Origin of the sequence: Nocardioides exalbidus (genome assembly GCF_900105585.1) — a bacterium.
GTDB classification, from domain to species: Bacteria; Actinomycetota; Actinomycetes; order Propionibacteriales; family Nocardioidaceae; genus Nocardioides; species Nocardioides exalbidus.
The window spans coordinates 4,313,844-4,332,056 of the sequence record NZ_FNRT01000002.1 but is presented as its reverse complement, the minus strand read 5'-3'; the positions used below and the strand labels follow the sequence as shown (position 1 = coordinate 4,332,056).

At 70.8% G+C, this 18,213-nt stretch carries 16 protein-coding genes; 6 read left to right on the top strand and 10 right to left on the bottom strand.

Translation table 11 applies throughout. The annotated features are described in order from the left end of the window. Positions 1-143: 143 nt before the first annotated feature. The 4 genes from qcrB to ctaE are packed head-to-tail and all read right to left on the bottom strand — an operon-like array spanning position 144 to position 4,518. Complete coding sequence (gene qcrB, locus BLV76_RS21040; RefSeq protein ID WP_245734821.1) at positions 144-1,898, bottom strand: cytochrome bc1 complex cytochrome b subunit; 1,755 nt, start codon at positions 1,896-1,898, stop codon at positions 144-146. Further along, on the bottom strand, positions 1,895-2,968 hold the full coding sequence (qcrA, locus tag BLV76_RS21035) for a cytochrome bc1 complex Rieske iron-sulfur subunit (RefSeq protein ID WP_245734820.1): 1,074 nt from the start codon (positions 2,966-2,968) through the stop codon (positions 1,895-1,897). Before qcrA ends, qcrB begins: the two co-directional genes overlap by 4 nt. Next, positions 2,965-3,837 (bottom strand): cytochrome bc1 complex diheme cytochrome c subunit, encoded by an 873-nt coding sequence (qcrC, locus tag BLV76_RS21030; RefSeq protein WP_090971841.1) that lies wholly within the window; start codon positions 3,835-3,837, stop codon positions 2,965-2,967. Before qcrC ends, qcrA begins: the two co-directional genes overlap by 4 nt. 30 nt (positions 3,838-3,867) lie before the next feature. Beyond that, positions 3,868-4,518 carry an aa3-type cytochrome oxidase subunit III gene (gene ctaE / locus BLV76_RS21025; RefSeq protein ID WP_090971839.1) on the bottom strand — a complete coding sequence of 217 codons (651 nt, stop codon included), beginning with the start codon at positions 4,516-4,518 and terminating at the stop codon, positions 3,868-3,870. Positions 4,519-4,584: 66 nt separating this feature from the next. On the opposite strand from ctaE, the gene BLV76_RS21020 reads away from it, so the two are divergent. Next, positions 4,585-5,517, top strand: a complete 933-nt coding sequence (locus BLV76_RS21020) for a cytochrome c oxidase assembly protein (RefSeq protein WP_090971837.1) — start codon at positions 4,585-4,587, stop codon at positions 5,515-5,517. Positions 5,518-5,575: 58 nt separating this feature from the next. Beyond that, positions 5,576-6,424 (top strand): glycosyltransferase family 87 protein, encoded by an 849-nt coding sequence (locus tag BLV76_RS21015; RefSeq protein WP_090971835.1) that lies wholly within the window; start codon positions 5,576-5,578, stop codon positions 6,422-6,424. Here the strand turns inward: BLV76_RS21015 and BLV76_RS21010 are convergent. Continuing rightward, positions 6,336-7,244: a glycosyltransferase family 87 protein gene (locus BLV76_RS21010; protein ID WP_090971833.1), complete on the bottom strand. Its 909-nt coding sequence runs from the start codon at positions 7,242-7,244 to the stop codon at positions 6,336-6,338. The genes BLV76_RS21015 and BLV76_RS21010 overlap by 89 nt on opposite strands. 52 nt (positions 7,245-7,296) lie before the next feature. On the opposite strand from BLV76_RS21010, the gene BLV76_RS21005 reads away from it, so the two are divergent. From BLV76_RS21005 to trpD, 3 genes are read left to right on the top strand one after another with little or no spacing between them, the layout of a single operon-like run. Continuing rightward, the gene (locus tag BLV76_RS21005) at positions 7,297-7,707 is read left to right on the top strand and encodes an Rv3143 family two-component system response regulator (RefSeq protein ID WP_090973074.1); all 411 of its coding nucleotides are present in this window, start codon (positions 7,297-7,299) and stop codon (positions 7,705-7,707) included. Positions 7,708-7,756: 49 nt separating this feature from the next. Then, positions 7,757-8,581: a glycosyltransferase family 87 protein gene (locus tag BLV76_RS21000; RefSeq protein ID WP_139306656.1), complete on the top strand. Its 825-nt coding sequence runs from the start codon at positions 7,757-7,759 to the stop codon at positions 8,579-8,581. 44 nt (positions 8,582-8,625) lie between these two features. Then, positions 8,626-9,687 carry an anthranilate phosphoribosyltransferase gene (gene trpD, locus BLV76_RS20995; protein WP_090971829.1) on the top strand — a complete coding sequence of 354 codons (1,062 nt, stop codon included), beginning with the start codon at positions 8,626-8,628 and terminating at the stop codon, positions 9,685-9,687. Here the strand turns inward: trpD and BLV76_RS20990 are convergent. From BLV76_RS20990 to BLV76_RS20980, 3 genes are read right to left on the bottom strand one after another with little or no spacing between them, the layout of a single operon-like run. Then, a complete protein-coding gene (locus tag BLV76_RS20990; RefSeq protein ID WP_090971827.1) occupies positions 9,657-11,042 on the bottom strand; it encodes a hypothetical protein in 1,386 nt (461 codons plus the stop codon). The two genes, trpD and BLV76_RS20990, sit on opposite strands and share 31 nt — an antisense overlap. Further along, complete coding sequence (locus BLV76_RS20985; protein WP_090971825.1) at positions 11,039-11,668, bottom strand: hypothetical protein; 630 nt, start codon at positions 11,666-11,668, stop codon at positions 11,039-11,041. The genes BLV76_RS20990 and BLV76_RS20985 overlap by 4 nt, the downstream gene beginning before the upstream one ends. 28 nt (positions 11,669-11,696) lie before the next feature. Continuing rightward, the gene (locus BLV76_RS20980) at positions 11,697-14,606 is read right to left on the bottom strand and encodes an Ig-like domain-containing protein (protein ID WP_090971823.1); all 2,910 of its coding nucleotides are present in this window, start codon (positions 14,604-14,606) and stop codon (positions 11,697-11,699) included. 141 nt (positions 14,607-14,747) lie between these two features. On the opposite strand from BLV76_RS20980, the gene BLV76_RS20975 reads away from it, so the two are divergent. Continuing rightward, positions 14,748-15,026: an Lrp/AsnC family transcriptional regulator gene (locus BLV76_RS20975; protein WP_090971820.1), complete on the top strand. Its 279-nt coding sequence runs from the start codon at positions 14,748-14,750 to the stop codon at positions 15,024-15,026. 69 nt (positions 15,027-15,095) lie between these two features. On the opposite strand, the gene BLV76_RS20970 is transcribed toward BLV76_RS20975, so the two are convergent. Continuing rightward, positions 15,096-16,328: a hypothetical protein gene (locus BLV76_RS20970; RefSeq protein ID WP_090971818.1), complete on the bottom strand. Its 1,233-nt coding sequence runs from the start codon at positions 16,326-16,328 to the stop codon at positions 15,096-15,098. 80 nt (positions 16,329-16,408) lie between these two features. Next, complete coding sequence (locus BLV76_RS20965) at positions 16,409-18,202, bottom strand: DEDD exonuclease domain-containing protein (RefSeq protein ID WP_090971816.1); 1,794 nt, start codon at positions 18,200-18,202, stop codon at positions 16,409-16,411. Between the last annotated feature and the right edge of the window lie 11 nt (positions 18,203-18,213).

Genomic DNA, 18,213 nt, shown 5'->3' with positions numbered 1-18,213 from the left:
GCGCCACCTTGACCCCGTGCCATGGGTCTCAGGCTAATGCGACGCCGCACCGGGCATGCTGGAATCCAGACAAGTCTTCGGGAACGAACGACGACGGCCCGCCGGGATCATCCCGGCGGGCCCTCGTGCGTGGTGCGTGTGGATCAGTGGTCGCGCAGCGGCACGTCGTCCGCGTCGCGCAACCGGTGGTCGTCGAACTGGTGACCGTCGACCGGGTGGTCGAGGCCCGCCTGGAGCTCGGCCTCGTGCTCGGCGTGGTGGTGCGCCTCCTCGAGCTCGGCCGCGGTGGGCTTCTGCACGTTGTGCTTGAACATCCACGACGACAGGGCGCCCCGGACCCGCTCGGACCGCGAGTTCGGCGAGGCCACGCCGGCCGCGTCGGTCGCGGCGCCGGCCTCGACGATCTGGTCCCGGTCACGCGCGGTGAGCGTGTAGGCGGCCGTCTCGCTGATCGGGAGGTGACGCTCGGAGTACTGGCCCTCGGGCGACCGGGTGATGATGCCCGTCTCGTAGCCGTGGAGCAGCTTCTCGTTGTCGTGGCGCTGCAGGGAGATGCACCAGCGTCGCGTGATCCAGAACGCCACCAGCGGGCCGATGAAGAGGGCTCCGCGCATGAAGTAGGTGATCTGGTTGATGCTGGCGTGCAGCTTGATCGCGATGATGTCGTTGCCGCCCGCGGCCCAGGCGAGGCCGTAGAAGGTCATCAGGGCGACCATCACCGCCGTGCGCGTCGGCGCGTTGCGCGGCCGCTGGAGCAGGTGGTGGTCACGCTTGTCCTTCGTGATCCAGCCCTCGAGGAACGGCAGCAGGATCAGGATCGTCAGCATCATCGGCGGGACGATCAGGATCGGGATGAGCACGTTCCAGGAGATGGTGTATCCGAAGATCACGGTCTCCATGTGGCTGGGCATGATGCGCAGCAGGCCGTCCGGCCAGCCCATGTACCAGTCGGGCTGGGAGCCCGCCGTCACCTTGGTCGGGTCGTAGGGGCCGAACTTCCACACCGGGTTGATCGACATCAGGCCGCCCATGAGGGCGATCACACCGAAGACCATGAAGAAGAAGCCGCCGGCCTTCGCGGCGTACACGGGCAGCATCGGGAAGCCGACGACGTTCTGCTCGGTGCGGCCGGGGCCGGGCCACTGCGTGTGCTTGTGGTAGACGAGCAGCAGCATGTGGGCGGCGATCAGCGCGAGCAGGATGCCCGGGATCAGCAGCACGTGGATGATGTAGAGGCGCGGGATGATCGACTCGCCGGGGAACTCGCCGCCGAACAGCAGGAACGACATGTAGGTGCCGACCACGGGCGTGGCCTTCAGGAACCCGTCGGCGGCGCGGACGCCGGTGCCCGAGAGCAGGTCGTCGGGGAGCGAGTAGCCGGTGAAGCCCTCGAGCGTGCCGAGGAGCAGCAGGATGCAGCCGATGACCCAGTTGATCTCACGCGGCTTGCGGTAGGCACCCGTGAAGGCGACGCGCAGCAGGTGCACCATCATCGAGGCGATGAAGATCATCGCGGCCCAGTGGTGCATCTGACGCATGAGCAGGCCGCCGCGCACGTCGAAGGAGATGTGCAGGGTCGAGGCCATCGACTCCGACATCCCGACGCCGCGCAGCTGGTCGTAGGTGCCCTCGTAGGTGATGTGACCCATCGACGGGTTGAACCACAGGGTGAGGAACACGCCCGTGAGGAGCAGCACGACGAAGCTCCAGAGCGCGATCTCGCCGAGCATGAACGACCAGTGGTCGGGGAAGACCTTGCGCAGGTTCTTCTTCATGGCCGTGGCCAGGCCGAGGCGGTCGTCGGCCCAGGTGGCCAGCGAGCCGGCCGGTCCGGGCTTCGATGCGGTCGCGGCGTTCGTGCGGTTGCTCGTCGCGACCTTGCTGGTGTCGACGCTCACTGCTTCTCACGCTCCCAGTAGCTAGCCCCGATGGGCTCGGTGAAGTCGCTCTGTGCGACCAGGTAACCCTCATCGTCCACCGCCAGGGGCAGCTGCGGAAGGGGGCGGGCAGCCGGACCGAAGACGACCTTGGCGTGGTCGGCGAGGTCGAAGGTCGACTGGTGGCACGGGCAGAGCACGTGGTGCGTGGTGCGCTCGTAGAGGGAGATCGGGCAACCCACGTGGGTGCAGATCTTGGAGTAGCAGATGATCCCGTCGACGGTCCACTTCTCCCGGCCCTTGGCGGGGATGATGTCGTCGGGGTCCATCCGGACGATGATGATCGCGCCCTTCGCCTTGTCGACCTGCTCCTGGGCGCCGTGCAGCTCCTCGTAGCCGTTCTCCTCGGTGGGGAACATGGCCTCGGGGGCGGCGTTGATCAGGTCGCCCATCTCGATCTCGCTGGCGAGGATCGGGGTGCCCACGACGTCGCGCACGAGGCGCATGCCGGGCTCCCAGATGGTGTGGGCGAGCTTGTCGATGTCGAGCTCGTCGCCGGGGGCGAGGTCGCGGAGCAGCACGACGGCCGGCAGGCCGAGCACGCCGACCGCGCCGAGCATGGTGTTGCGCACCAGCGGGCGACGACCGATGCCGGCCTCGTCGAGGCCCGCGTTGAGCGCGGCGACGGTGGCCTCGCGGTCCTCGGCGGGAGAGGCGGCCGGGTGGCGCATCTCCACCATCTCCGCGTCGGCCATGAGCTTGCGCGCGAGGTGGATGATGCCGATGCCGATGAGCAGCAGCGACAGGCCCAGGGTCACGCCGAGCGCCATCGTCGAGGCGCCCATGCCGAGGAAGGTGTCCCAGTTGTCGCCGACGGACAGCGAGAAGTAGGCCACGACGAAGAGCACGGCGAACGCCATCGCGGCGATGAACATGCCGGCGATCTGGCGCTCGGCGCGCCGCTCGGCCCTCGGGTCGACGTCGGTGGGGCGCCAGTGGTGCTCGGGCAGGCCCGGGTCCGCGATCGGCTCGGTGGCCGACGCCGGGAGGCGCTCGCCGTGCGGCTCGAGCGAGTTGTTGTCGTTGCTCACGCGTCCACCTTGCTCTTCTTGGTGCGGGTCGTGTGCGAGGCGATCCAGACCGCGGCGCCGACGAGGCCGCCGATGCCCAGGAGCCACGCGAACATGCCCTCGGAGACCGGGCCGAGGCCACCCAGCGTGAAGCCGGCGTACTCGGGGGTGTCCTGGATGCTGTCGAGGTACGCGATCACGTCGCGCTTCTCGTCGGGGGCGAGGTTGCCGTTGCTGAAGTTCGGCATGTTCTGCGGGCCGGTCAGCAGCGCCTCGAAGATGTACTTGCCCTCGACGCCGTGAAGGGTCGGGGCGTAGCCGCCACGCGGCATGGCGCCACCGGCGCCGTTGAAGTTGTGGCACGCCGTGCAGTTGGTCAGGAAGATCTGGCCACCGCGGGTGATGGCCTCCTCGCGCTCGGTCTCGGACAGGCCCTCGATCGAGTAGTCGGACTCGTTCGGGATGGCCGGGCCGGGGCCGAGGGAGGCGACGTAGGCCGCCAGCGCGGCGACCTCGTCGTCGTTGAAGGAGGCGGGCTTGCGGGGCGCCTGGGCGCCGGGGCTCGCCATCGGCATGCGGCCGGTGCCGACCTGGAAGTCGACCGCTGCGGCGCCGACGCCGACGAGCGAGGGACCGATCTGGTAGCCGTCGCGGACGGTCGGGATGCCCTCACCGTTCTGGCCGTGGCAGAAGGCGCAGCTGGCGAGGAAGAGCTGCTTGCCCTCGGCGATCTGGTCGGTGGCACTGGCCTGGTTCTGGGCCTGGGCCGGCGCGAAGGCGGTGTAGAGGGAGCCGGAGATCAGCAGTCCCAGCAGCAGCACGACGAGTCCCGCAAGCGGTCCCCGACGGTGCCGGGAGAGGCGACCAGCGGTTCGGTTGAGCAAACGCACGATGAGTCCTTGCCGGTGGGGGATCGGTGCTTACTGGATGACGTAGATCGTGAAGAACAGGCCGATCCACACCACGTCGACGAAGTGCCAGTAGTAGGACACGACGATGGCGGTGACGGCCTGCTCGTGGGTGAAGCGACGGGCCAGGTAGGTGCGGCCCAGGACGAACAGGAAGGCGATGAGTCCGCCGGTCACGTGGATGCCGTGGAAGCCGGTGGTCAGGTAGAACATCGAGCCGTAGGCCGAGCTCGGGATGGTGACGCCGTGGTGGATCAGCTCGGCGTACTCCAGGGCCTGGCCACCGATGAAGATCGCACCCATCAGGTAGGTCAGGATGAACCATTCCCGCAGGCCCCACTTGGTGAAGTTGAGCAGGCCCCCGGTGCGACCGACCTGGCCGCGCTCGGCGGCGAAGACGCCCCACTGGCAGGCGAACGACGACGCGACCAGGATCGCGGTGTTGGCCGTCGAGAACGGGACGTTGAGGTGCGCGGTCTCCTGCGCCCACAGCTCCGGGCTCACCGCGCGGATCGTGAAGTAGGCCGCGAACAGCGCGGCGAAGAACATCAGCTCGCTCGAGAGCCAGATGATGGTTCCCACGCTGACCATGCTCGGTCGGTCGTGGTGCCCGTGCAGCCGGGATGCCGGAATCGCAGTAGTCGCTGTCGCCACGGACGCCATTATTGCCCTTCCCGGAGGTGGAGGGCACCCCGACCCCCTGTGTAGCACCGTCATAAAGTTCACAGGGTGCTCATCCCCCTCTCCGGCTCCTCTCAGGTCGGCCTCGAGACCCTTCCGCGATTCACGCTCGGACGGGTGTTCACCGACTGGGGGATCGACCCGATCCCGTTCGTCGTCACGGTGTGGGCAGTGGGGTTGTACGTCCTCGGCGTGGTGGTGCTGCGCCGCCGCGGGGACCGCTGGCCGGTGGGGCGCACCCTCGCCTTCGTCGGGCTCGGGATGGGGTCGTTCTTCCTCGCGACCAGCTCGGGGATCGGCCGCTACGACACGACGCTGCTGAGCGTCCACATGGTCCAGCACATGATCTTGTCGATGATCGTGCCGCTGGCCCTCGCGCTGGGGGCGCCGGTGACGCTGGCGCTGCGCACGCTCCCCGCGACGCCGCGCCGCTGGCTGCTCGCGGTGCTGCACTCCCGCGTGGCCAAGGTGCTGGCCTTCCCGCCCCTCACCTTCGCGCTCTACGTCGCCTCGCCGTGGGCGCTCTACTTCAGCTCCTGGTACGACGCCAGCCTGGCGTCGTCGTTCGTGCACCAGATGATGCACGTGCACCTCGTGCTGGTCGGCACGCTCTTCTTCTGGCCGCTGATGGGCGTCGACCCCGTCCCGGGCCGCGTGTCCCACCCGTTCCGCGTGCTCCTCACCCTGATGACGCTGCCCTTCCACGCCTTCCTCGGGGTGACGATCATGGGGCAGACCACGCTGATCGGCGGCGAGCACTACCTCGCGCTGCGCGAGGGCCCGATGGGTGCGTGGCTGCCTCCGGTGCTGGAGGACCAGCACCTCGCCGGCGGCATCCTGTGGGCCAGCGGCGACCTGATCGGCGTGCTCTTCTTCGGGGTGCTCTTCACCCAGTGGGTGCGCTCGTCGATGAAGGAGGCGGCGCGCGAGGACAGGCGGCTCGACCTCGTCGAGCGGCGTGAGGCCCGCCAGGAGGGATAGGGCCGGCGACCTCGTCGTTCGGGCCTGCAGGCGGTCCTCTGGCACCTACGATCGTCGCGTGGGGGACGTCCGGATGCGCCAGTGGCTGCTGCTGGCGGTGATGTGGAGCCTCGCCCTGCTGAGCGTGGCGGCGACGGTCTTCGAGCTCACGCACTTCGGCATCGGCTACGACGCCCGGGCCTACTGGCTCGCCTGGCGCCGCGACGACCTCTACGGCCTCGAGCCGGGCGACCGGGACGCCTTCCTCTACAGCCCGGCGTTCGCCCAGCTGGCGTGGGTCCCCGCCCGGCTCCCGTTCACCGCCTTCGCGGCCGGGGTCTCGGTGTGCGCCGCCGTCACCTTCGCGTGGCTGCTGCGTCCGCTGCGTCCCGACGTCGCGCTGGCCTGCTGGCTGATGACGCTGCTCGAGGTCGTCGCGGGCAACGTCTACTGGCTGCTCGCCCTCGCCGCCGTGCTGGGGCTCCGGCATCCTGCGGCGTGGACCGTCGCGGCGCTCACGAAGATCACCCCGTGCCTGGGGCCCGTGTGGTTCCTGGTCCGTCGGGAGTGGCGCGCGCTGGGCGTCAGCCTCGCCGCGACCGGCCTCGTCGCGCTGGCGTCGTACGCCGTCGCGCCGGGGGAGTGGGCGGCCTGGGCCTCGTTCCTGCGCGACAGCAGCGGCGCCGGCTCGGAGGCGTTGCGCGGGTCCGTCTTCCCGCCCCTGGTCTACCGGCTCCCGGTCGCGCTCGCGGTCGTGGTCTGGGGCGCCCTCACGGGCCGGGCGTGGACGATCCCGGTGGCGATGGTGCTGGCGACGCCGGTGATCGGCATCGCCTCGTTCACGATGCTGTGCGCGATCCCGCGGTTGCGCCGGGTGCCGTCGGAGAGTCCGTCGCGCCCTCGGCCGACCGCCGACGCGCTGCCGTGAGCCGCGGGACGGCTGCCAGCAGGGTGAGGGAGCCGTTCCAGATGAACGGCGTCGCGACGACCATCGCGACGGGCAGCACCCACACGCGGTCGGTGCGCGCGGCCCACACGACGAGGGCCAGCGCGACGGGGATCCGGTAGAGCGGGCCAGGGATGAACTCGTAGCCGATGGCTCCGTCGGTCAGCCGCGCCTGGTCGAGGAGGAACGTGAACCACTGGTGCCACAGCCCGGGCGCGACGACGTAGGACACCGCGGCGACGGCGAGGGTCGTGACGGTCGCCTTCACGACCGCGGACCACTCGCCGCGGACGGCGAACCAGACCGGGCCCAGCGCGGGCGTGACCTTGGTGAGGGCGACGAAGGCCCACAGGTGGGGGTGCCTCATCCCGAGCACGGCGACGATCGCCATCGGGATGAAGATGTTGCCCGAGACGATCTCCTGCGACGCGGCGAGCCAGAGCGGCACCGCCAGGATCGCGGGCATCGGACGCAGCAACCAGGCCAGCCCGACGGCGTTGATCGCGATGAAGACCGCCAGGAAGACCGGCCACGTCGTCTGGGCCAGCGGCCACACGACCTGGGCGAACGCCGGGCTGTAGAGGAAGTGGCCGGGGTCGCCGACCGAGCCGTCGTACATCGGGCCGCGCCACGCGTCCCAGTAGGCCCAGGCGTCCCAGCCCGGCCCGCCGTTGACGAGGTGGGCCCACGTCTCGATGAGCCCGACGGCCGCGAGGAGCAGGCAGAGCGCGAACGCGGGCAGGCGCCGCCGCAGGTCGACCTCGACCTGCGCACCCCTGCTCGCCGCTGCGCTCGTCCGCACCGTCGGAGCCTAGGCGAACCGGGACGGCCCTGTCCGTGGATACAGTGTGCTCGTGAGCGACACCGTGAAGCCGTTGAAGGTCCTCGTCTACAGCGACGACGTGAACACCCGACAGCAGGTCATCCTCGCGCTGGGACGCCACCCGCACCCCGACCTGCCCGAGGTGGAGTACGTCGAGGTGGCGACCGAGCCCGTCGTCCTGCAGAACATGGACCGCGGCGACATCGCCCTCGCGATCCTCGACGGCGAGGCCGTCCCGGCCGGCGGCATGGGCATCGCCAAGCAGCTCAAGGACGAGATCTACGACTGCCCGCCCGTCGTCGTGCTCACCGGCCGCCCGCAGGACGCCTGGCTCGCGACCTGGTCGCGCGCCGAGGCCGCGGTCCCGCACCCGATCGACCCCATCCAGCTCGCGGAGGCCGTCATCGGCCTGCTGCGCCCCTCGGTGCCGGCCACCCGCTGACACCCGCGTGACCGCGGACCCGTCCGAGGCGGGACACCCGCCCCCGCAGGTGAGCATCCGCGACCGCCTGCCCCGCGACCTCGCCTGGATGCTGGCGCCGGTCGTGGTCTTCGGCACCTGTCTCTTCGTCGTCGAGCACGGCTGGGGCTTCGACTCCGCCGCCTACTGGGGCGCGTGGCGCGACGGGCTGTACGACGTCGCCCCGGCGACGCCGGGTGCGTACCTCTACAGCCCGGCCTTCGCCCAGGCGATCTGGCCGTTCACCCACCTGCCGCGGCCGCTCTTCGTGGGCGGCGTCTCGGTGGTCACCACCCTCACGCTGTTCTGGCTGCTCCGGCCGCTGGGCTGGAAGTGGTGGGTCCCGCTGATGGTGTGCTGCTCCTTCGAGATCGCCACGGGCAACATCAACTGGATCTTCGCCCTCGTGGTCGCCTTCGGGTTGCGCCACCCGTGGCTGTGGGCCGTGCCCGCCCTGACCAAGGTGACGCCGTGCGTCGGCCCGATCTGGTTCCTCGTGCGCGGGGAGTGGCGCGCGCTGGCGATCTCGGTCGGTGCCACCCTCGGCGTGGTGGCGGTCTCGGCGATCGCCGCCCCCGAGCTCTGGCGCCAGTGGGTGGAGTTCCTCCTCGACAACGCCGACAGGGGTGGCACCGTGCTCGGCGGCAGCCTGCTGCCGTCGCCCGCCGTGCGGATCCCCCTGGCCGTCCTGCTGGTGGCTGTCGGGGCCCGCCTCGACAAGCACTGGGTGCTGCCCGTGGGGATGATCCTCGGGTCGCCCGTCTTCGGCATCGGTTCCCTCGCGGTGCTCGCCGGGCTCGTGCGCCTCGGCTCGTCCGAGGACGCGTCCGGCCGGGGCCGGCGTACCGACTCCTGAGCGGCGGTGGGGCGCGGCGCGGCCACGCCACTAACCTGTGGCCCATGTCCCAGACCTGGCCCGACGTCCTCTCCACGCTGGTCGCCGGTCGCGACCTGACCACGGAGCAGGCGCGATGGGCCACGGACGAGGTCTTCGCCGGCGCGGCGACCCCCGTCCAGCTCGCCGGGTTCGTCGTGGCGCTGCGGGCCAAGGGCGAGACCGTGGACGAGGTGACGGGCTTCGCCGACGCCATGCTCGCCGCCGCCAACCCGATCTCGGTGCCCGGCCGCCTGCTCGACGTCGTCGGCACCGGGGGTGACCGGTCGATGTCGGTCAACATCTCGACGATGGCGGCCATCGTCGCCGCCGGCGCCGGCGCCCGGGTGGTCAAGCACGGGAACCGCTCGGCGTCGTCCCAGTCGGGCTCGGCCGACGTGCTCGAGGCCCTCGGCATCCGGCTCGACCTGCCGCCCGCCCGGGTCGCCGAGGTCGCCGAGGAGGCCGGGATCACCTTCTGCTTCTCCGCCGCCTTCCACCCGGCGATGCGACACGCAGCGGTGACCCGCAGGGAGCTGGGGATCGCGACGACGTTCAACATCCTCGGACCGTTGACCAACCCGGCGCGGCCGCAGGCCCAGGCCATCGGCTGCGCCGATGCGCGGATGGCGCCGGTGGTGGCCGGGGTCCTCTCCCACCGGGGCGTGGACGCCTGGGTGTTCCGCGGCGACGACGGCCTCGACGAGCTGACCACCACGACCACGTCGACGCTCTGGCGCGTCCACGGCGGCGAGGTCACCACCACGACCGTCGACCCGGCCGTCCTCGGCATCGCCCGCGCGACCACCGAGGACCTGCGGGGCGGCGACGCCGAGCACAACGCCGACGTCGTGCGCCGGATGCTGGCGGGCGAGCCCGGCCCGGTGCGCGACGCGGTCGTCCTCAACGCGGGAGCCGCGCTGGCGGTCTACGCCGACCCGGACGCGGAGGTCGCGGACTCCCTCGCGGCAGGCGTCGAGAAGGCGTCCGCGGCGATCGACTCCGGCGCGGCCGCCGCCGCGCTCCAGCGGTGGGTCGACGCCTCGGCGGCGACTCCTCAGGACCGGGGCGGCGTCAGCAGCTCGTAGTCGTCGTCGGCCTCGACGACGTCCCAGCCGAGCACGTCGGTGAGGGCGTAGCCCAGTCGCGAGTCCGGGTCGACCATCGCGTAGTCGACGTCGAGGTCGTCGATCTGCTCCACGAAGTCCGGCGCGAGGCTGGCGATCCCGATGTTGCGCTCGAGCTCCTCGACGGTGAAGACGTCGACGTAGCCGTGCATGACCAGCTGGAGCTGGGGGTGGCGCCAGAGCGCGTAGTGGCCGAGCTCCCAGTCGTTCAGCACCTTGGTGCCGTCGGGCATCGCGTCGAGCCGCGTGTCCACCCACGACGCGACCGGGCGGTCGTCGGACTTCGCCGACGCGGCGAGACCGAGCGCGACGAGGGCGATCGCGCCCATGCCGAGCACGGCACCGAGCTCGCGCCGGCCGATGCGTTCGACGGGCGGCACGATGCGCTGGAGGGACAGTGCGACGAGGGGGGTCAGCATCACGCCGGCGACGATCGTCGTCCGGACGGAGAACAGGCCCCAGGCGATCGCCAGTCCCATCACCATCACCGTCGGCCAGTCGACCGGGCCGCTGCGCAGCGCCGTCACCACGACGATGACGATCATGAGGAGGAGCACGAGCGCGTTGGGTGAGGTGAAGTCAGGCGGGCCCCACTCGGTCAGCTCGCTGTTGCGGTCGCTGACCCCGACGACGGTCGAGTAGGCGTGCACCCCCAACGGGGTCAGCACCGGCACCAGGGCGGAGAGGACCGGGATCGCGGCCAAGCGGCCGAGGACGCGGAGGTCGTGCTCGCGCGTGAGCGCCATCCCGACGATGGTCGCGAGGGCGATCGAGATGCCGACGAGCCACATCCCGTGGATCGGCACCCACGCCCACGCGACCAGCACCAGCCACCAGCGCGGCTTCGCGTCGCGAGCGGTGGCGAGCCAGGTCACGGTGACCAGCAGGATCAGCAGGTAGCTCACGACCTGGGGCCGGGCGGACAGGCCGGGCGCGGCCGCGCAGGTGCCGATGACCGCCGCGAGCGAGGCGGGCAGCGGGGCCACGTCGCGCCGGCAGGCGACGTACATCGCCAGGGGGAGCGCGATCACGAAGGCTCCGGCCAGCCAGATGACCCCGCCGATGCCGACGTGGTCGTCGGTCCACGACATGACGATCTGGGAGAGCCACTGGCTCGGGTACCACTGGGCGGAGTCGAACACGCTGAGGTGGCCGGGGTGGGCGAGGGACCAGCCGGAGCGGAACTCCTCGCCGAGGCGCAGGTGGAGGTAGGTGTCGCTGCCGACCACCGGGAAGTCCTGGATCCGGACGAGCAGGACCAGGGCGGCGGCGAGGGCCAGCAGGGGGACCACGCGCCGGATGAACACCGTGATCACGGTGCGACCTCCAGCACCCACGAGGAGCCTTCGCGGCGGAAGCCGAGGCGGTCGTAGTAGGCACCGACCATGCCGGGCGGCGTCACCACACGGCGCACGCCACGGGCGGCGAGGAGGCCGCTGCGCCGCCACACGAACTCACCGGGGGAGAAGTCGCGGTAGCGCGGGGTGACGTAGTCGAGCTGGACGTTGGCCGTCTCGCCCTCCTCGCGCAGCAGCACGACGCCGACGGTCTCGTCGCCCTTCTGCACCAGGAACGCGTCCTGCGTCGAGCTCGGGTCGTGCACGAAGCCCGGGTTGAAGCGCAGGATGTCCTCGCCGTGGACGCGCAGCACGTGGCGGAGGTACTCGTCGGTGGGCCCCACCTCTAGCACCTCGAACGCGGTCTCGTCGTGGCGCTCGCGCAGCATCTTGACGATGAACCACGCGTTGATCCCGACGAGGACGAGGTTCATCCCGACCATCGGCCAGACGTCGAGGAGCCAGTTGAAGACGATCAGGACCACGCACGCGATCGCGTTGAGCACCCGCAGCCGCAGGAGGCTCGCCTGGAGGAGGGAGTACACCAGGAGCGCACTCCCTCCCCAGCCGAGGACGTCGAGCCAGTGGTCGGAGAGCCAGGTCACGGGCGAACGCTAGTCGATCGGGTGCCCGTCACAGGCTGGGCACACCAGCCGTCGCGTCACCCAGGGTGTTGCCCGCCTGGTCCTTGATCTTTGAGGTGGTGAAGACGATCTGGTAGCTGCCGCGCTTGAGCCGGCCCTTGGGGTCGATGAGGACCTCGCGGCCCTTCTTGGCGACCTTGACCTTCGCCTTGACCTTGATCTTGAACTTGCCCTTGGCGTTGGCCCGCATCAGCGTCACGGTCTTCTTCGACGCACCCTTGACCGGCTCGCTGAACCGGACCTTCAGGGTGGACTTCGCCGTGAGCTTCTTCGGGGTCACCTTGAGCACCCGCGGCGCGTCGGCGTCGATCCAGAAGGTCCGGGCGGGGCTGACCCCGAGCACCTTGCCGCTGCTGTCGAGCGCCGTCACCTGCCAGGTGTAGGTGCCGGTCTGGATCTCCGACGGAGCGAACGCCGTGCCGACCGTGTTGACGGTCTGGTTGTTCGTGCCGGCGCGGATGGACAGCTGGTAGCCCGACGCGCCCTGGACGTCGGTCCACTCGAAGTACGACCCGTTGAAGGCCTGGTTGGCACCGTTGCCGGGCGTGAGCAGCTCGGGCGCGCTGCCGAGCGAGACGAACGCGCCGGCGGTCCACGGGCCTTGGTTGCCGCGCGAGTCGATCCGGCGCACGCGCCAGACGTACGGCGTGGAGGAGGCCGCCAGCGGCTCGCCCGGCGTGAACGCGGGGTTCGCCACGGAGGCCGAGATCACGCGGTTCGGCGGGGAGAAGGCGGTGTCGCCGTTCTTGTAGACCTCGACCTCGTAACCCCGGGCGTACGCCTGGGGCGCCCAGGTCAGCGGCACGGTGCCAGGCACCGCCACGCCGCCCACAGGCGACTTGAGGCTGATCGCAGGGCTGGACTTGACCAGCTGGGCCACGTCGGACCACGTCAGGGCGTTGTCCTGGAGGTCGATCGCCTGGACACGCCAGTAGAGACGACCCTCCGGGTAGAGCCGGTCGCCCGAGGTGTAGGTCGCCTGGTCGACGGTCGCCTGGTCGATGAGGGGCTCGGCGAAGCTGGGCTCGTTGTCGACCTGGATGCGGTACTGCTTGGCCGACTGCTGGCCCGTCTCTCCGTACGTCGGCGTGGCTGCGTTGGTGTCGATGTAGTCCTGCCAGCTGAACGTGATGTCGGAGCCGGCAGGGTCAGAGGAGGTGAGCCCAGCGACGCCCGGCGATGCCTTGAGGAAGTTGTGTGCGCCCGGCAGCGGGGGGTTGCGCTTGACGGGGCTCGGCCCGCAGGTGCGATCGGCCTTGCACGGGATGACGTACCAGAAGTAGGGCAAGCCGGCCTCGCTCTCGGCGAGCGCGGACCTCTCGTCACCGGACTGGAGGGCGAAGAAGTGGTTTCTGGTCTGGTACTGCTCGACGTTCGGCAGCGGCGAGAACGTGAAGTTCTCGTCCAGGCCGATGACGACCTTGTAGTAGGCGATGCCAGGCTGCCGGTTCCAGGTGAAGACCGGGGTGGCCGAGAGGGCGCCACAGTTCACGCTGCCGCAGCCGAGTGTCGTCGACGCGGCTCCGGTGCCGGTCAGCGCGGCCCGCATCCCGGTCACGACCTGGAACGGCCCTTCGGTCCCGATCGGCGCCGGGTCGTCCCACTTGATTTTCTGCGGGGTCGACCAGATGCCTGGGACGCCTCCGTTCGGATAGGGATCGTCGATGCCGCTCACGCGCCAGTAGTGGACCAGCCCGGGGGCAGGGCTGCAGGCGTCGAAACCGGTTCCGCGCGGCGCGTATGTAGTGCCCGCGGTGTAACAGCTGGAGGTGAAGTTCGGCGAGAAGTTGGGGTCGGTCGACACCTGGAGCACGTACCTGCTGGCGTGCTGAATCGGCGTCCATTCGTAGAACTTCCGTTCGCCGTCCAACGGGTCGACCGACGAGTCCGGGGTCGCCTCATCACCCTGTGGCCACACTGCGACCGGGGTGTCGAGCCAGTTGCGCTTGAAGCTGAAACGAGCGGTCGACCATGCGGTCGACTGCCCGGCCAGGTCGACCGCGCGCACACGCCACCAGAACTGGTCGTTGAACAGCGTGGTGGCCGGCGAGTACCGCGAGCCGTAGATGTTTTGGCCCGTGAAGGCGAAGTTGTTGAAGCCTGGATCAGTGGCGACCTGGAGGTCGTAGGTGATCGCACCGGGGACGGGCTCCCAGTCGAAGACGACGTCCTCGATCGCGGTGTTGATGTCGTCGACCGGATAGGTGAGCTTGGGCGAGGGGAGCGAGCCGAGGATGAAGCTCATCGGGGGCGAGGGCTGGCTGTTGTAGCCGCCCTCGAGGCTCGCGGTCACCCGCCAGAAGTAGTCGCCGGCGGGCAGGGCATCGGGGAGCGCGAGCGAGGTCGTGCGTGAGGTGTAGGTCTTGGCGCCGATGAAGTCGGAGTCGCCGTCGACCTCGATGGTGTACGACACCGCGCCCCGGCTGGTCTGCCAGCGCAGCAGCGGCGGCTCGTCCGGCTGCGGCAGCACGGCCCCGTCGGTGGGGTAGGTGCCGACCGGGATCCCGACGGGCGTCACCGCGAAGCTGGAGCTGCTCCACCCGGAGAACTGGCCGTCGCGCTCGGCGCGGACCCGCCAGTACTGCGTGCCGCGCGAGAGGTTGCGCGTGGGGACGAGGCGGTTGTTCCGCGTCGAGTCGCTGACCTCGGGCGAGGAGAACGAGGAGTCGTTGTCGATCTGGTATTGGTAGCTCGTCGCGCCGGTGGAGCGCCCCCACGAGAGCACGGGCGTGGCGCTGTTGGGCAGCCTGACCGCGAGCGTGGTCGGCGCCTTGGGCGCCTTCGCGGCCGAGGCCGGTGCCGCCGTGACGGCGAGCCCGCCGGCGGCGACGGCCAGGCCCAGGGCGCCGAGCCCCAGACTGCGAGCGGAGCGATGGACAGCCGAGACGTGTCGACGCACGATGTTCCCCCATGTGACGAACCGAAGACGTTGTAGGACGGATGCAGGCTAGGCGCAGGTCAGGGGTCCTCGTGGGCGAATGGCGAACTTGACGGCGCCGCTCCGTGGTCGCCCGGAGGGCCACGCACTACGGTGTGGCGCATGATCACCGCCATCGTGTTCGTGAAGGCCGACGTCGCGCGCATCCCGGAGGTCGCCGAGGCGATCGCGGCCCTCGACGGGGTCTCCGAGGTCTACTCGGTCACCGGCCAGGTGGACCTGATCGCGCTGGTGCGCGTGCGCGAGCACGAGGACATCGCAGCCGTCGTCGCCGACCGGCTCAACAAGGTCGCGGGAGTGACCGAGACCGAGACCCACATCGCCTTCCGCACCTACTCGCGCCACGACCTCGAGTCGGCGTTCAGCATCGGTCTCGACTGACGGCAGTGCCGCCGGCCACGGCCCGCGGTGCCGGTGGTCGGAGGTGGTCCGGGGTGGTCCCAGGCCGTCCTAGGGCCAGGGCTGCAGCTCGTTGGCGGAGTCGATCGTGAACACCCGCGTGACCCAGTAGTACTGACCGACGATCCCGACGACGACGAGCACGCCGAGCATGGCCCACTGCGCCACCGTGGCGGCCCGGCCCTGCTGCGGCTTCTCGCCGAGGAGCGGGGCCAGGGGCAGGATCGAGAGGAGCACGTAGCGCAGGATGCCTGCGTTGGGCTTGGTGACGGCCAGCATGTAGACGAGGTAGATCGGGCCCCACCACCGGAGCGGGAACGGCAGCGCCGCGACCGCGCGGCGCCGGGCCGCGAAGACCGCGACCACGAGCAGGGGCACGACGAGGAAGCCGATCGTGACCGGCCGGACCACCGAGAGGGTCAGCCAGTTCACGCCCGGCCCGCCGAGCTCGGTGTTGCCGCGCCAGCTGGCGATCGACTGCGTGAACGCGGCCGCCTCCCCGGTGCCGACCGCGGCGATGAGCGGCCACAGTCCGGCGAGGGCGAGCGTCGCCACCGTCGTGGCGGCCAGCGCGAGACGCTCGCGCCGTGGGAAGTCCTCCTCGTGCCGCCGGAACCACCTCACCAGCCACGTGACGCCGCAGAGCGCGGCCACGGGCAGCATGAGGGGGCGGGTCACCGCCAGGACGGCGGCGACGAGCAGGAAGACGGCGTAGCGCCTCCCCGAGAGCGCCCGGAGCGCCAGCACGACCAGCAGCAGGGTCATCGCCTCGGTGTAGGCGACCTGGAACACCGGGCTGGTAGGGAAGAAGGAGATCGCGAGCACCATCCGGGTGGCGGCGTGGTCGTCCATGCGCGAGCGCACGGTGCCGTAGAGCACGACCAGGGCGACCGCGAAGCAGGAGAGGCTGACCACGGACGCCGCCATCGGGAAGTCCAGGCCGAGCCGCATCACGGTCCGGACCACGGTCGGGTAGCCGCCGGAGAAGGCCCACTCGTTGGGGACGATCACGCCGCCGACCCGGGGGATCGAGTCGGGGTAGCCGTGCTCGGCGATGCTCCGGAACCACTGGCCGTCCCAGTTGGAGACGACTCCGAGGTATCCGGGCGAGGCCGGGGTCGCCACGGCCACCTTGTAGAAGTCGGCGTCCACCACGGGCGTCGCCTCGAGGGCGATCTGCCGGCTGGCCCCGATGGCGAGCATGACGCCGGAGACGAGCCGGCTGACGGCGAAGACGGCCAGCGGGACGATGAACCACCAGCGATCCATCAGGCGGGCCGGCATCACGATCGCTCTCTCGGGTCGGGCCCGGGGGTCTCGGGTCGCAGCGATCCTAGGGTGTGGAGCGGTCGGGCGGAGCCGATTCAGCGCACCGGGCGGTGGGCCGGACCGGGCGGCAGCCGCTGCTCGTCGAACGGCACCAGCGACAGCCGCGACTGGTTCACGGCGTCGTAGAGCGCGAGGTGCCGCGCCGCCCCGCCGAGCGGGCAGACCCACTCGCCGTCGACGTCGACCAGCCGGATGCCGGGCGACTCCAGCCACCGGAGGATCTTCTCCGACTCCTCGGCCGTCGCCGCCGGGACCGGACCGGGCGCGTCGCTGACGGTCTCGGCGCTCGCGGTCAGCTCGCGGACGTACTGGTGGGCGTCGGCGCCCGCGGGGATGCGGCCGGCGGCCGCCAGCCGGCCGTGGCGCACCACGTGCACCGACCACCGGCCGTCGTCCTCGCGCCGCGCGGCGACGATCTCCGGGCACCGCGTCAGCGCGGAGAGGCGCTGCGTGCGGGCCGCAGCCCGGACGAAGGTGGCCAGCCGGTCGCGGTGGACGCCGGCCTCCTCGAACCGCTCCCGGTCCGCGAGGGCCGTCATGCGCTGGTTGATTACCTCCACGACCTCCTCGGGGCTGCGCAGCAGCGTGTCGCGCAGCTGGCGTACGACGGCGGCGTAGGCCGGCTCGTCGACCGAGCCGTCGCAGGGCGAGAGGCACTTGCCCATCTCGGCCAGCACGCAGGCCGAGCCCGACGGAGTCCGCGGCAGGCGACCGCTGCACTGGCGGACGGGGAAGGTGTCGTGGAGCGCGGCGAGGCACTTCTCGGCCGTCTTCCTCGACGAGAAGGGACCGAGGTAGTCGGCGTCGTCGTCGAGGACCTTGCGCACGAGCGAGAGCCGCGGCCAGGCCTCGCGGGTCAGCTTGACGAAGTGCACCTTCTCCGGGAAGCGCGAGCGCCGGTTGTAGCGCGGCTTGTGCTCGGCGATGAGGCGCAGCTCGCGGACCTCGGCCTCGAGCGGGGTGGCGCACTCGATGCCGGTGACCGAGGTCGCGATGCCGACCATCTCGCCCATCCGCGTGCGGGTCTCGGAGGCGGTGAAGTAGGTGCGGACGCGGGTGCGGAGGTCGCGGGACGTGCCGACGTAGAGCACCCGCGAGCGGTCGTCGCGGAAGAGGTAGACCCCCGGCGCGTGGGGGAGGCCCTCGGCCAGGTGCCGCTTGCGGCGCTGGGCCGTGCTCACGCGCGACGAGAACGTCTGGAGCTCCTCGAGCGTGTGGACGCCGAGCCCCCCGAGGCGCTCCATCAGGCCGTGGAGCACGTCGACCGTCGCCCGGGCGTCGTCGAGGGCGCGGTGGTTGGGCGTCGTGGAGGCGTTGAACACGCGGGCGAGCGAGGAGAGCTTGCAGTTGGGCGCGTCGTCGCGGGTGATCACCCGGCGGGCGAGCTTGGCCGTGTCGAGGACCTCGTGCCGGGGCCACGGCCGGCCCTGCTGGCGTGCGAAGTGCTGCAGGAAGCCGATGTCGAAGGGCGCGTTGTGGGCGACCAGCACGCAGCCCGCGGCGAACTCCAGGAAGGCCGGCAGCGCCGACTCGATCGAGGGTGCGTCGCGCACCATCGAGTTGGTGATGCCGGTGAGCACCGCGATGAACGCCGGGATCTCGCTGTGCGGGTTGACCAGGGTCTGGAACTCGCCGAGGCGCTCGCCGCCCCGCACCTTGACCGCGCCGATCTCGGTGATCATCGAGCCGCCCTCCGCGGAGCCGCCGGTGGTCTCGAGGTCGACCACGCAGAAGGTGATGTCGCGCAGGGGCCGCCCGAGCTCGTCGAAGCTGCGCTGCGACTCCCAGCGGGGGGTGTCCTGCGTCGCGCGGTGGGCGGTGGTGCTCATGTCGGCGACGC